Annotated in this window: 14 protein-coding genes; 2 read left to right on the top strand and 12 right to left on the bottom strand. The window is 72.5% G+C overall.

Features of this window, described 5'->3' with window-relative positions; translation table 11 throughout:
- Positions 1–13: 13 nt before the first annotated feature.
- The 9 genes from ACGF7U_RS19575 to ACGF7U_RS19615 all read right to left on the bottom strand — a co-directional run bounded on the left by ACGF7U_RS19575 (position 14) and on the right by ACGF7U_RS19615 (position 9241).
- On the bottom strand, positions 14–805 hold the full coding sequence (locus ACGF7U_RS19575) for a glycerophosphodiester phosphodiesterase (RefSeq protein ID WP_393108465.1): 792 nt from the start codon (positions 803–805) through the stop codon (positions 14–16).
- 10 nt (positions 806–815) lie between these two features.
- Positions 816–1151 (bottom strand): rhodanese-like domain-containing protein, encoded by a 336-nt coding sequence (locus tag ACGF7U_RS19580; RefSeq protein WP_393108467.1) that lies wholly within the window; start codon positions 1149–1151, stop codon positions 816–818.
- A 52-nt stretch (positions 1152–1203) separates the two neighbouring features.
- Positions 1204–2142, bottom strand: a complete 939-nt coding sequence (locus ACGF7U_RS19585; RefSeq protein WP_393108656.1) for an LCP family protein — start codon at positions 2140–2142, stop codon at positions 1204–1206.
- 222 nt (positions 2143–2364) lie between these two features.
- Entirely contained in the window at positions 2365–3579 is a 1215-nt protein-coding gene (locus ACGF7U_RS19590) for an LCP family protein (protein ID WP_393108469.1), read from the bottom strand.
- Positions 3580–3813: 234 nt separating this feature from the next.
- Positions 3814–5052: an LCP family protein gene (locus ACGF7U_RS19595; protein WP_393108471.1), complete on the bottom strand. Its 1239-nt coding sequence runs from the start codon at positions 5050–5052 to the stop codon at positions 3814–3816.
- Between the two features lie 78 nt (positions 5053–5130).
- Complete coding sequence (locus ACGF7U_RS19600; RefSeq protein WP_393108473.1) at positions 5131–6108, bottom strand: UDP-glucuronic acid decarboxylase family protein; 978 nt, start codon at positions 6106–6108, stop codon at positions 5131–5133.
- A gap of 88 nt (positions 6109–6196) precedes the next feature.
- Positions 6197–7870, bottom strand: a complete 1674-nt coding sequence (locus ACGF7U_RS19605; RefSeq protein WP_393108475.1) for a cation acetate symporter — start codon at positions 7868–7870, stop codon at positions 6197–6199.
- Complete coding sequence (locus ACGF7U_RS19610; protein ID WP_393108477.1) at positions 7848–8219, bottom strand: DUF485 domain-containing protein; 372 nt, start codon at positions 8217–8219, stop codon at positions 7848–7850. The genes ACGF7U_RS19605 and ACGF7U_RS19610 overlap by 23 nt, the downstream gene beginning before the upstream one ends.
- Positions 8220–8416: 197 nt before the next feature.
- Positions 8417–9241: a flavin reductase family protein gene (locus ACGF7U_RS19615; RefSeq protein ID WP_393108658.1), complete on the bottom strand. Its 825-nt coding sequence runs from the start codon at positions 9239–9241 to the stop codon at positions 8417–8419.
- A gap of 445 nt (positions 9242–9686) precedes the next feature.
- Here ACGF7U_RS19615 and ACGF7U_RS19620 point away from each other — a divergent pair, with 445 nt between their 5' ends.
- Positions 9687–10472, top strand: coding sequence for a Scr1 family TA system antitoxin-like transcriptional regulator (locus tag ACGF7U_RS19620; protein ID WP_393108479.1), 786 nt, complete (start codon positions 9687–9689; stop codon positions 10470–10472).
- Entirely contained in the window at positions 10469–10666 is a 198-nt protein-coding gene (locus tag ACGF7U_RS19625) for a DUF397 domain-containing protein (protein WP_393108481.1), read from the top strand. Before ACGF7U_RS19620 ends, ACGF7U_RS19625 begins: the two co-directional genes overlap by 4 nt.
- A gap of 25 nt (positions 10667–10691) precedes the next feature.
- On the opposite strand, the gene ACGF7U_RS19630 is transcribed toward ACGF7U_RS19625, so the two are convergent.
- From ACGF7U_RS19630 to ACGF7U_RS19640, 3 genes are all read right to left on the bottom strand, one after another.
- Complete coding sequence (locus ACGF7U_RS19630) at positions 10692–11189, bottom strand: SRPBCC family protein (protein WP_393108483.1); 498 nt, start codon at positions 11187–11189, stop codon at positions 10692–10694.
- A 67-nt stretch (positions 11190–11256) separates the two neighbouring features.
- Positions 11257–12492, bottom strand: coding sequence for a hypothetical protein (locus tag ACGF7U_RS19635; protein ID WP_393108485.1), 1236 nt, complete (start codon positions 12490–12492; stop codon positions 11257–11259).
- On the bottom strand, positions 12485–13039 hold the full coding sequence (locus ACGF7U_RS19640; protein WP_393108487.1) for a SigE family RNA polymerase sigma factor: 555 nt from the start codon (positions 13037–13039) through the stop codon (positions 12485–12487). Before ACGF7U_RS19640 ends, ACGF7U_RS19635 begins: the two co-directional genes overlap by 8 nt.
- Positions 13040–13093 lie beyond the last annotated feature (54 nt).

Genomic DNA, 13093 nt, shown 5'->3' on the forward strand with positions numbered 1-13093 from the left:
CCCTGTCCCGTGCTCAGCGGCCCAGGTGCGCCAGCGTGTGCGCCGGCCGGTCGGTGATGATGCCGTCCACCCCGACGGACAGGACGAGGTCCAGGTCGGCCGGCTCGTTCACCGTCCACACGTAGACCTGGTTGCCCGCCGCCCGCAACGCGGGCACGAGTTGCGGGCGGGCCCGCACCAGGGCGATGCCGGGCCCGGCGGTGCGGGCGCCGAACGGCAGCCGCCCCAGCCGCAGCCAGCGCGGCAGCACCTCCAGCAGCAGCACCGTGGGCAGCCCGGGGGCCAGTTCGCGCGTCCGGCGTAGGGCCAGCGGGGAGAACGACATGACGGTGACCCGTACCGGATCGTCCGGTTTCGGCTCGGTCAGGCCGTACCGGCGCAGCAGCGCGACGAGCCGGCGCTCGACGTCCCCGCCGTAGCGGGAGGGGTGCTTGGTCTCCACCAGCAGCCGGACGGGCCGCCCGGCGGCGAGCACCGCGTCGAGCAGCCGTTCCAGGGTGAGCAGCCGGGTGTGCGAATCGTCCAGCACCTCGTCGCCGTCGGCCGGTACGCCGCCGGGGTGCCAGGAGCCGAAGTCCAACGCCTCCAGCTCGGCGAGCGTACGCGCGCTGACCAGCCCGGTGCCGTTGCTGGTGCGGTCGAGCCGACGGTCGTGCACGCAGACCAGGTGCCCGTCCCGGGTCAGCCGGACGTCGCACTCCAGCCCGTCCGCGCCCTCGTCCAGGGCGCGCAGGTACGCGGCGAGGGTGTGCTCGGGCAGGTCGTACGACGAGCCGCGGTGCGCGAAGACCAGGGGTGCGCCCATCCCGTCCGCCCTAGAGGACCCGGCCCGGCTGCCCGTTCTCGGCGACCACCGGGCGCCCGGCGGCGGCCCACTCGCCCATCCCGCCCTCGACGTTGCGCACCTGGTCCCAGCCGTTGCGCATCAGGTAGGCGACGACCTGGGCGGAGCGCCCGCCGGAGCGGCAGATGACGGCGACGTCACGGTCGGTGGGCACCTCGGCGATCCGGGCCGGCAGCTCCATCATCGGCAGGTGGTGTGCGCCGGGAGCGTGGCCGGCGGCCCACTCGTCGTCCTCCCGGACGTCGAGCACGTAGGTGTCGTCGGCGATCTCGGTCACGGTCACGGTGGGAACCTGGGGTCCGAACACGCGCCAAGCCTAGATCCTCGCCCGGCCCACCGTCGGGGGGCCGTCCCGCACGTCACAGTCGGGTGACCCACCGGGGGTTGGCCTGCGCCCACTCGGGCACGCGGGTGCCGCGTACCGCCTCGAACAGCCCGTTCCCCCCGTTGTCGAGGACCACGTACGAGACCTGGTCGATGGTCTGCGGGTGGGACGGCACCTGCACGCCGCGCAGCGCGTCGGCCGGCAGGTCGCGCAGCGCGAGGACGAGGTCCTCCAGCGGTACGCCGTTGGTGTCCACGGTCAGCGAGCCGCCCACCGCCCGGATCACCTGGTCGAGCTTTACGGGGTTGGTGCGCAGCGACGTCTCGCTCGTGCGCTCCAACAGGGCCCGGAGCAGCTGCTGCTGGTGCCGCTGCCGGTCGTAGTCGCCGCCCGGCAGGTCGTAGCGCTGGCGGACGTAGTCCAGCGCCTCACCGCCGTCCATCTGCTGGCAGCCCGGCTGGAAGACCCGGTTGGTGTGGATCGAGCGGACCTCGGTGTCCACGCACATGCGTACCCCGCCGAGCAGGTCGATGACCTTGCGGAAGCCGGAGAAGTCGATCAGGGCCGCGCCGTCGAAGCGGATCCCGGTCAGCCGGGCCAGGGTGGCCGAGAGCAGCCGGGTGCCCGGCTCGCCGCCCCCGCCGTGCTCGTACGCCGCGTTGATCTTGTCCTGGCCGCCGCCGAAGCCGTTGCCCGCCGGGATGGCGACCAGCAGGTCGCGGGGGACGGAGACGAGGTACGCCTCGCGTCCGCCGGCCGGCACGTGCACGATGAGGATGGTGTCCGACCGCCGGTTCGCCGCGCTGCCGCTCTGCCACCGGTCGGTCCCCACGAGCAGGTAGTTCAGCGGCCCGTCCGGATCGGTCCGCGCCCGGCGGGCGGTGGGGTCGAGCAGTTGCTCCCGGACCACGGAGCGCTCGTACCGGTCGGTCAGGGCCCGCAGGCCGACCACGGCGAGCCCGGTCAGCAGCACCACGGCCAGGCCGAGGCCGAGCAGGACGCGGGGCCAGCGGGCGCGGCGGGGCCGGGCGGCCCGGGCGTCGGCCCCGGTCCGTGCCCGACCGTCGCCTGCCGATCTGGACGTGGCTCCTCCCCGTGGCCCGTACGTGAACACCTCTCACGTCAGGCTACGGGCCGGCCCCGGCCGCCGGGCCGCTTCGCCGCCTTTGCCCGGCGCCGCCGTTCGGCGCGGGGGCTATTTCCGGCTGGAGACCACTTCGGGGTTGGCGAAGACGAATTCGCCGAGTTTGTCCTGCTTGACCGCCTGGAACATGTCCATCGTCTGCTGGCTCAGCGTCTCCCGGCTGCCGTCGCCGTGGAAGGTGCCGCCGTTCGTCTTCAGCATCACCAGGTCGTTGCCGGTGACCCCGCGCATCGTGAAGACGAAGTCGGCGACCGGCACGCCGCCGGTGTCGAGGATGAACGCCTTGCCGGCCGCCTTGATCAGCTCGTTGAGCTTGAGCGGGTTGGTCAGCGTGCCGTCCTGGGTGGCCTTCTTCGCCATCGCCTTGATGAGCTGCTGCTGGTTCTGCTGGCGGTCGTAGTCGCTGTTCTTCAGGCCGTAGCGCTGCCGGGAGTAGTCGAGCGCCGCCCAGCCCTCCATCTCGCGGCAGCCCTTCTTGTGCACGACGGGCGTCATCCGCTTGCCGGTCTTCTTGGCGTCCGCGTTCCACATGGGCTTGCCGTCGACGTACGACATGTGCTTGGACGTGACCTCCTGGCTGACGCAGATGCGTACCGAGCCGAGGGCGTCGATCACGTTCTTGAAGCCGCCGAAGTTGATGATCGCCGCGCCGTCGAAGCTGACCCCGGTCATCTTCTTGATCGTCTGCGCCATCAGCTGGGCGCCGCCCTCCCAGCCGCCGCCGTTGCGGGCGCCGGCCTGGAAGGCTGCGTTGATCTTGTCGACGCCGCCCGGGTAGCCGCTCTTCTTGAACGCCGGGATCTGCGCCTCGGTGTCCCGGGGGATCGAGATCAGGTAGGCCTGGTCGTGCGTGGCCGGGATGTGCAGCACGATGATGCTGTCCGCCCGGACGTCGTCGGCCGCCCACCGCTCCCGGGCGTCCACGCCGAGCAGCAGCATGTCGATCGGGCCGTCCAGATTGGCACCGCCCTCGGCGTCCGACTTGCCCGCGTCGCCGAGCAGGTTGCGCTGGGCGATGTTGCCGGTGGCCTCGCTGATCAGCGCCTTGCTGCCGACGATGGCGACGCCGCTGAGCATCATCAGCACGGCGCCGAAGACCAGGGTGAGTCGGGCCCAGAGCGGGTCCTTGCGGCGCGGCCGCTTCTTCGCGGGCCCGCCGCCCGTCTTTCCACCCTTCCCCGGCTGGGTCGGGATGGTCGGTGCGACCCGTGCGGGGCCGCGGGAGGACTCCAGCGCCGGAGGGCGACGGCTGGTCTGAACCGGCATGCGTGCTCCAGCTCGCGTGGTGAGGGGGCGGGATCACTTTACGGACGCTTTTTCGTCCTGGGTAGTTCGTCGGGCCGTCAATTGCCGTTGTCGCGGCCGTCATCCAGGGAAACTGACCGAACGTACAAATCGATACGACCGGTCGGCGGTTGGCTCACAGGAAAGCCGAAAGCCGGCCCTTGACCCGCGACGGCGTCCGTCGATCGGGTGGGGGCCGGCTTCCGGTGTCGCGCGTCAGTTCCCGGTGCCGTCGGTCTTCTGGTTGGCCTTCACCCACGCGGTCATGGTGTCCGCGGACATCGCCTTGTACATGGCGAGCGCCTTCTCCTTGTCGGAGACCACCACCGACTCCCCGTTGATGGTCTGGCTGCCGACGTGCGGGCTGGTGACGAAGGTGAGGTTCTCGCCCCGCAGGTTGCGGAACTGCACCGCCATGTCGACCAGCGAGAAACCCTGGTCGACGGTGACGGCGGCGGTGACCGACTTGAGGAAGTCGTTCAGCTTCTTCGGATTGGTCAGCGTGCCCGTGCTCGCCGCCTTGTCCATCAGGGCGCGCAGGAACTCCTGCTGGTGGCGCATCCGGGCGAAGTCGCCGTCCGGGAACTGCTTGCGCTGCCGGATCCAGTCCAGGGCCTCGGCGCCGTCCATGTGGTTGGTGCCCTTGGTGAACGTCCGGTACGGCTTGTGGATCGAGGTGATGGTCCGCTCGACCTTCAGGTCGACGCCGCCGAGGGCGTCGGTGACCTGCTTGAAGCCGGCGAAGTCGATCGCCATCACGTGGTCGAGCCGCACGTCGGTGAAGCACTCCACCGTCCGGACGGCCAGCGGCAGCCCGCCGAAGGCGAACGCCGCGTTGATCTTCCCCCGCTGGCCGGAGCCGCACTCCGCGTTGGCGCTCTCGGGGATCGGCACGTAGAGGTCGCGGGGGATGGAGACCAGGTATGCCTGCTGGTGGTCGGACGGGATGTGCATCACGATGATCGTGTCGGCCCGCCACTTGCTGGACTGGTCCACCGGGGCGTCCGGGTCCCGCGAGTCGCTGCCGACCAGCAGGATGTTCAGCGCGCCGTCCACCGCCTTGGCGGGCCGCCCCCCGGTGATCTCCGAGAACGGGTCGGTGCGGGCCAGGTCGTCGTTGAGGCTCCGGGCGTAGAACCAGGCGCCGGCCCCGCCGAGCAGCGCGAGCACCAGCACGGCCACGCCGGCCACCAGGCCGATCCGGCCCCAGCGGGGTCGCGCGCCGCGCCGCCCCGGGCGCTCGGGGCCGCCGGGACCACCCGGGCCGCCGGGACCACCCGGACCCGACGGACCGCCCGGGCCGCCGGCCCGTGGTTCGTCGGCGGACGGGTACCAGCGGGCCTCGGTCGACCGGGCACGGCCGGCGGCGTCCCGGCCGGAGCCGGGCACCGACGCGCGCCCGGCGCTGCGGTGCAGGTACGGGAGCGGAACACCGGCGGGCGTGGTCGCTGACATGTAACTCAGGGTACGTACGTCTGGCCACTGTCGCCTTCAGGCGAAGCCGGCGTTTGCCGGCGCCGCCCGGGCGAGCGGTTACCCTAGCCGCTCGCGGAAGTACTCGATCGTGCGCCGGAGGCCGTCTTCGGGCGCGACGGTCGGCTCGTAGCCGAGCAGCTCGCGGGCGCGGGTCAGATCGGGGCGGCGCATCTCCGGGTCGTCGGCGCTGCGGGTGATGTAGGTCACCTCGGAGCTGCTTCCGCAGAGCGACACGATCGTCTCGGCCAGTTGCCGCATGCTCATCTCGTGCTCGGTGCCGCAGTTGATCGGCCCCGTCTCCCGCGAGTCGAGCAGCAGCAGGATGCCGCGAACGAGGTCGGCCACGTAGCAGATCGAGCGGGTCTGGTTGCCGGTGCCGTGCACGGTGATCGGCTCGCCGCGCAGCGCCTGGGAGATGAACGTCGGGATGGCGCGGCCGTCGTCGGGCCGCATCCGCGGGCCGTACGTGTTGAAGATCCGGACGATCGCGGCGTCCAGCCCCCGGCTGCGGTGGTAGGCCATCGTCGCCGCCTCGGAGAAGCGCTTCGCCTCGTCGTAGACGCTGCGGACGCCGATCGGGTTGACGTTGCCCCAGTACGTCTCGCGCTGCGGGTGCTCCTTCGGATCCCCGTACGCCTCCGAGGTGGAGGCCATCAGGAACCGGGCGCCGTCGGCGACCGCGCGGTCCAGCAGGTGCAGGGTGCCCACCGAACCGACCCGGAGGATCTCGACCGGCAGCTTCTCGAAGTCCGTCGGGCTCGCCGGGGAGGCCATGTGCAGGATGGCGTCGAACCGCTCGGCCAGGGCCGGGTGGTGGGTCGGCAGCCCGTCGGAGATGTCGGCCTCGACCAGCGTGAACCTCGGCTCGTCCGCCAGGTGGGCGACGTTCTCCTTGGACCCGGTGACGAAGTTGTCCAGGGCGATCACCGTGCAGCCGCGGGCGATCAGCGCATCCACCAGGTGTGACGGTACGAAACCGGCACCGCCCGTGACGAGGATGCGGTGACCGGGGCCGAAGCGCGCAGCAACGTTCATGCCGGTCAGCCTACCCATCGCCACGGTCGCGCACCGGCGTGGCCGGAGGGGCCCCCGGCTCCGCGGGGACCCCTCCGGTGCGCCGGGCTCAGTGGGCGCCGGCGCCGGTGAGCGCGCGCACCTCCAACTCGGCGTACTTCTCCTCGTCGTGCTCCTTCGAGAGCACGGTCCCGAGCCAGCCGCAGAGGAAGCCGAACGGGATGGAGAGGATGCCGGGGTTGGACAGCGGGAACCACTGCCAGTCCTGCTCCGGGAACATCGAGGTGGGCGCACCCGAGACCACCGGCGAGAAGAACACCAGCAGGACGGCGGAGAGCAGGCCGCCGTAGATGGCCCAGACCGCGCCCGAGGTGTTGAACCGCCTCCAGAACAGGCTGTAGAGGATCGCCGGCAGGTTGCCCGAGGCGGCCACCGCGAAGGCGAGCGCCACCAGGAAGGCGACGTTCAGGTTCTGCGCGAAGATGGACAGCACGATCGAGATCGCGCCGATCACCAGGGCGGAGACCCGGGCGACCCGGACCTCCTGCCGTTCCGACGCCGTCCCGTTCTTGATCACGTTGGCATAGAAGTCGTGCGCCAGGCTGGACGAGGAGGCCAGGGTCAGGCCGGCCACCACGGCGAGGATGGTGGCGAAGGCGACCGCCGCGATGATCGCCAGGAGGGTGGCCCCGCCCAGGTCGCCGCCGAGGAAGTCGATGCCGAGCGCCTCGGCGAGCTGCGGTGCGGCCGTGTTGCCGGCCTTGTCCTGCGCGGTGATGGCCTCGCCGCCCACCAGCGCCGCGGCGCCGAAGCCGAGGGCCAGGGTGAGCAGGTAGAACGTGCCGATGATGCCGATCGCCCAGAGCACGCTCTTGCGGGCCGCCTTCGCGGTCGGGACGGTGTAGAACCGGATCAGGATGTGCGGCAGGCCGGCCGTGCCGAGCACCAGGGCGATGCCGAGCGAGAGCAGGTCCATCTTGCTGTAGAAGGTCTTCAGCGCGTCGCCGGGTGTGTCGACGCCGTACCGCAGCCCGGGTTCCAGGAACGCGCTGCCCTTGCCGGACGCGGAGGCGGCGTCGCCGAGCAGCGACGACAGGTTGAACTTGTACTTCGCCAGCACCAGCAGGGTCATCACCAGCGCGCCGCCCATCAGCAGGAACGCCTTGACGATCTGCACGTACGTGGTGCCCTTCATGCCGCCCACCGTGACGTAGACGATCATCAGGGCGCCGACCATGATGATGGTGGCGACCTTGGCGGTGTCCGCGTCCATGCCGAGGAAGGTGGTGCCCGGCTTGATGCCGAGCAGCAGCGCGACCAGCGCGCCGGCGCCCACCATCTGGGCCAGCAGGTAGAAGATCGACACGGTGATGGTGGAGACCGCCGCGGCGGTGCGGACCGGGCGCTGGCGCATCCGGAAGGCCAGCACATCGGCCATCGTGTAGCGGCCGGAGTTCCGCAGCAGCTCCGCGACCAGCAGCAGGGCCACCAGCCAGGCGACCAGGAAGCCGATCGAGTAGAGGAAGCCGTCGTAGCCGTAGAGGGCGATGATGCCGGCGATGCCGAGGAACGAGGCGGCCGACATGTAGTCGCCGCCGATCGCCATGCCGTTCTGGAAGCCGGAGAAGGACCGGCCGCCGGCGTAGAAGTCGGTGGCGGTCTTGGTCTGCCGGCTGGCCCAGATGGTGATGGCCAGGGTCACCGCCACGAAGACCAGGAACAGCGTGATGGTGAGGTTGCGGGCGGTGCTGCCGCCCGCCTCAGCCGCGAGGACCGTGTTCATGCGTCACCTCCCCGATCTCGGCGCGGATCCGGTCGGCGATCGGGTCGATCTTCCGGTCGGCGTACCGGGAGTAGAGCCAGGCGATGACGAAGGTGGAGACGAACTGGAGCAGGCCGAAGACGAGGGCGACGTTGATGTTGCTGCCGAAGAGCTTCGTGCCCATGAAGTCCCGCGCGTACGCGGACAGGATCACGTAGAGCGCGTACCACAGGAAGAACGCGACGGTCATCGGGAAGACGAAGCCGCGCAGCGCGCGACGCAACCCGGCGAACTCGTCCGACCGCTGTACGGCCAGGTACCGGTCCGCCGCCGAGGCGGAGGGCGCGGACGCGGGTGTGTCCGTGGACATTTGTGGATCACCACCTTCACAGGCGTGGGGAGTTTCGCGCACGGTAGAAAGCGCGCTCCCCGCCACGGAAGGGCGAGATCGGCGGCGGTCGGCGGCTGCGCCGAACGGCACGGTGGCTGCGCCGAGTGACGCAGCTCACTCCGTTTAACGGTCCGCCGGGCGCGGTGGCTGGTCGGCTGGCCCGGCCAGCCTCACAGTCAGGTCAGCTCGCGGTAGCGGCCCCGGTAGTGCAGCAGCGGGTCCGTCTCCTCCGCCAGCTCGACGGCCTCGATGGTGGCCTCCACCAGCAGGCCCCAGCCGTACTCGCGGGCGGCGTCGAGCCGGCACCCCGCCCAGCCGCCCGCGTCGGCCGGCACCGGACCGTAGGGCGTGTCGGTCCACGCGCCGGTGGCGAAGAGGCCGCCGGGCGACGGGAAGAGGCCGGCGAACCGGTCGGCGAGCTGCCGGTGCGACGGGTTCAGCGGGGCCACCGCGAAGCGGCCGGCGGACTCCACCGCCGCCCACAGGTCCGACTCCGGGTCGACCAGGCCGAGCAGCCGGTCCGGCTCCCCCTCCGCGACCAGCGTCGACGACACCGTCAGGCCCGCCGGCCCGGGCGCCGTCCAGAGCGTCACCGGCGACGCCAGCCGGCCCCGCAGCCGGCGTATGGGGGAGCGCTGCCCGGCTGGCACGGCGAACGGATCGGTGTGGTGGATCTCGGCGCCCGGCTCATGATTCACGTGAAACATTGTGCCGCCCACCCCGTTCGGGCGGGCCTGGACCGCGTCGTGGCGGGTGGCCTTCCCGGCCCGACCGTCCCCGGGCACCCGGGCACGCGCCCAGCCGAGGAAGCGGTCGTGCAGGTCGGCCGGTCGGGTGTGCCCGTTGAGCTGGGCGAGCTGGTCGGCCGCCTCGGTCAGTAGCGTGCCGAGGTAGATCATCAGCGCCGGGCGGTCCGACCGGTACTGCGCCAGCAGCGCGAGCCGGGCCGGCTGGCACGGCCAGAGCGCGCCGCAGGCTCGGCACCGCCAGAGCGGTCGCATGGGTACGTGCGGAACGAACCGGCTCACCGACGCCTCCCTCCGCGCCGGGCGGGACCGCCGCTTGAGATCTTGGGCGTTCCCGGCCCCGCCAGGGGTCCTTTCCTCCCAAGGTCTCGGCCGTGAGCGCGGGTGGCGGCGCGGGCGGAAACGTGCGCTGCCGTCCGCTTCCGGAACACGTCGAGCATGCTGCCCTCCTCCATGTCGGGGGCCGCCCCGCCCGGGTGTCCGGCCGAGGCGGGGGCCGCCCGGCCCGGGTGTCCGGCCGAGGCGGGGGCCGCCCCGGCCGCGGGATTGACCGGGGCGGCCCGACGCAGGACCGGCCGCCGGGACGTCGCCTCCACCAGCCGGGCCGCGTGCCCTCCACCGTGGACTCGCCGGCCCGGACACGGGAGGATGCCAGCGGTTACTACGGACCGCGTTCGCGTACTTACCGAGTGGGTGGGCGATGAACTTCGACATGTGGATCAAGGCGCTCAAGGCGGCCCGGGCCGGTGCCGACGTCTCCCAGGAGGGCCTGGCCGCGCTGGTCAAGTGGAGCCCGTCGCTGATCGCCGCCATCGAGACCGGCCGCCGCCGGCCCTCGATGGAGTTCGCCGTCGCCGCCGACGAGGCGCTGCACACCGGCGGCCTCCTCGCCGAGCTGCTCAAGGAGGCCGACCGCGAACGCGGCCCCTCCTGGTTCGCGCCCTGGCGGGGCTACGAGCAGGAGGCGACCCGGCTGCGGGCCTTCGAGCCATGCCTGGTGCCGGGGCTGCTCCAGACCGAGGAGTACGCGCGGGCGGTCATCTCGGCCGGCGGCCTGCATCCCCCCGCGACCGTGGACGAGCTGGTCGCGATCCGGCTGGAACGCCAGGAACTGCTGCGCCAGGCGACTCCACCGCAGACCGTCTTCCTGCTGGACGAGACGGCGGTGCGCCGCCCGGTCGGCGGCCCGGCCGTGCTCGACGCGCAGCTCGGGCGGCTCCTGGCGGCCGCCGAGCTGCCGCACGTCCGGCTGCACGTCGTGCCGCTCGGCGTCGGCGAGCACGTCGGCCTCACCGGCGGCTTCGTGCTGGCCGAGTTGGCGGACGGCGAGCGGGCGGTCTACCTGGAGAACGCCGCCCGGGGACACGTCGTGAACGACCCCGAGACGCTCGGCCTCATCGACCGGAAGTGGGATAGCGTGCTCGGCGAGGCGCTGTCCACGACCGCCTCGCTGGATCTGATCCGAAAGCTGAAGGTGACGCCATGACCGCTGCCGAGCCCCACTGGCGCACGTCGACCCGCTCCGGCGACACCGGCGGCAACTGCGTCGAGGTGGCCGACAACCTTCCCGGTGCCGTGCTGGTGCGCGACAGCAAGGACCGCTCCGGCCCGACCCTCGCGTTCCGCCCCGACGCCTGGCGGTCGTTCGTGGGGGCGTTCCGGTCGACCCGAGCCGGCTGAACGCCTCGGGGCGTTTCGTCCGCACTCAGTCGTCGTCCGCGGCCAGTGACCGGCGGGCGGCGGCCAGCACCTCCGGGTCCGCGCAGCCGGCGGCGTAGCCGGCGATGCGGCGGCGGATGTCGCGGCCCAGCAGCCACCCGCCGATCCGCTCCGCCACCGGGCGGAGGAACGCCGGCCGGCAGCGGAAGCTGTATCGCCAGGTGGCGACTGTGGAGCCGGGTTCCGGGGCGGGCGCGAACCGCCAGCCGCCCGCGAACATCTCGAAGAACCACGGCCCGCGCACCATCTTCATGCCGACGTGGCTCGGCGGCGCCCACGAGACGTACTCGCTCACCATGACCAGCCCGTGCCGCGACCGGGTGAAGGTGCGCACCCCCTTGCCGGGCCGGGTCGCCCCGTCGGTGAAGTGCTGCTCCCGGACGAACGGATCCCAGCGGTAGCGCACCGGCGCGGTGGTCTGGGAGACCGCGAAGGCCAGCTCGGGTGGCACGGGGACGGTCACCACCGCCTCGACGACGGGCATCACGCCATTGTGCCGCCGCCCGGCAACCCGTACGGCACGGGTCGCCGGGCGGTCGGTCGCGCCGGGGCTACTCGCGCACCACCACCCCGTGCCTGATCGAGCTGTCCTTGTGCCCACCTGGCGGCTCCGGATAGGCCGCCCCGTCGCCGTCGGTCCAGGCCACCGTCGCCGAGTACTCGCCGACCCTGCCCACGCCGATCTCGGACCGTCGGACCGAGACGGACAGCTCGACGGTCACGGATTCACGTACCGCCAGCGCCTTGAGTCGGCAGGTGTGCATGGTGCCCGAGCTCGTGCAGCCCGAGGGCAGCGAGGTGACGGTGAATCCCGCCGGCAGGATCACCCTGACCTGCGGGTCGGCCGCCCGCTGCGGTCCCCGGTTGCCGACCGTCAGGCGCAGGGTGCCCGTCGCCCGGTCCGCGTCCGCCGGCGTGAGCAGCAGGTCTCCGCCGCGCACCCACAGATCGGTGATCCGGGGGTTGGCGGGGAAGGCGGTGGGCCCTCCCGACTGGACGAAGCCGCGACCCGACCAGGAGTACGCCCGCCACTGGTGCTGGGCGAGGCTCGCGGGAACGCCCTCCTGCCCCAGGTCGGCCACCTCCGCCTCGACCGCCGAGCCGGCCGCGCGGATCCGGCGGATGCCGGCGATGGTGTCCGGCGCGGGCGGCCAGGGGTCGCCGGTCTGCGCGACGACCAGGCCCATCGTGTCGATCGCCCCCGACCTGTCCCGGTCGAAGGCCAGCACCCGTGCCTCACTCATCTCCTGGCCGCTGCAGTTGAACAGCGCCGCCGTCTCGCGCGCGCCGTCGCGGTCGAGGTCGGCGTGGACGACCTGGAGGATGCGGACGTCGAGTGTCGCGTCCGGCGACCGCCGGGCGCGGCCGTCGGTGAACCTGACGCGACCCGACGGGCACTTGTCCGCCAGGTACGCGGGCCAGGCCGGCAGGTCGAGGGTGGCGTTCCCGAGTTCCTTCGCGCCGATCCGGCCGTCCGGCGGCGCGGCGGAGGCCGACGCCGTCGACGGTGCCGGCGAGGAGGGGGTGGTCGTCGGGGGCGGGGTGGGCTCCGGGGAGCCGGTCTGCGCCGGCGGCGTCGGCGTGTCCGGGGCGGCCCACGTGTTGGCCAGCACCGGCGTGGCCGCCAGCACGGCGGCGATCACGCCGGTCGCCACCACCCGGTGCATACGGCGGCGTCGAGCGACCGCGCGGGCGGCTCCGGCGCCGGGCGGCGCCACCAGCGGCCCGCCGGCCCGGAAGGCGGTGAAGACGTCGTCCAGTTCGGGCGTGCTCTCGTGGTCAGACATGGGGATCCTCCGTCCTCGGCTCGGAGAGTTCGGCGGCGAGCGCGGCTCGGCCCCGGTGCAGCCAGGACTTCACGGTCCCCGGAGCGACGCCCTCCTGTTCGGCGATGTCAGCGATGCTGAGGTCCGCCACGTGGAACAGCACGACCGCCCGGCGCTGGGTCTCGGGCAGGCTGGCCAGGGCGCGGGCCAGCGCGACGCGGTCCGGCCCGGGCCCCTCGACCGTCTGGTCCTGGTGGTACCGCGCATGGGTGCGGGCGGCCCGGAGCCGACGCCAGCGGTTGCGCACCACGTTCATGGCGACGGTGCGCACCCACGCCGCCGGCCGCTCGTAACGGACCAGCCGGTCCCAGCGGGCCCAGGCGCGGCTGAACGCCTCCTGCACCGCGTCCTGCGCCTGGCCCACGTCGGCCGTGTACGCGTACAACTGGAGCGTCAGCGCCTGGAAGTTGGCCGCGTAGAACTCCTCGAAGCTGTCTCCCACGGCCCCCGTGGCCGTGGGAGACAGCCCTTCCCGGACGCCGCCGGGGTCGTGCTGTCGCACCATCACGATGGCGCCTCCCCTGCTGGTTCACCGTGCCGGACGGCGCGGTGTCTGACCAGC

Source organism: Micromonospora sp. NPDC047670, from assembly GCF_043204915.1.
Lineage (GTDB): Bacteria > Actinomycetota > Actinomycetes > Mycobacteriales > Micromonosporaceae > Micromonospora.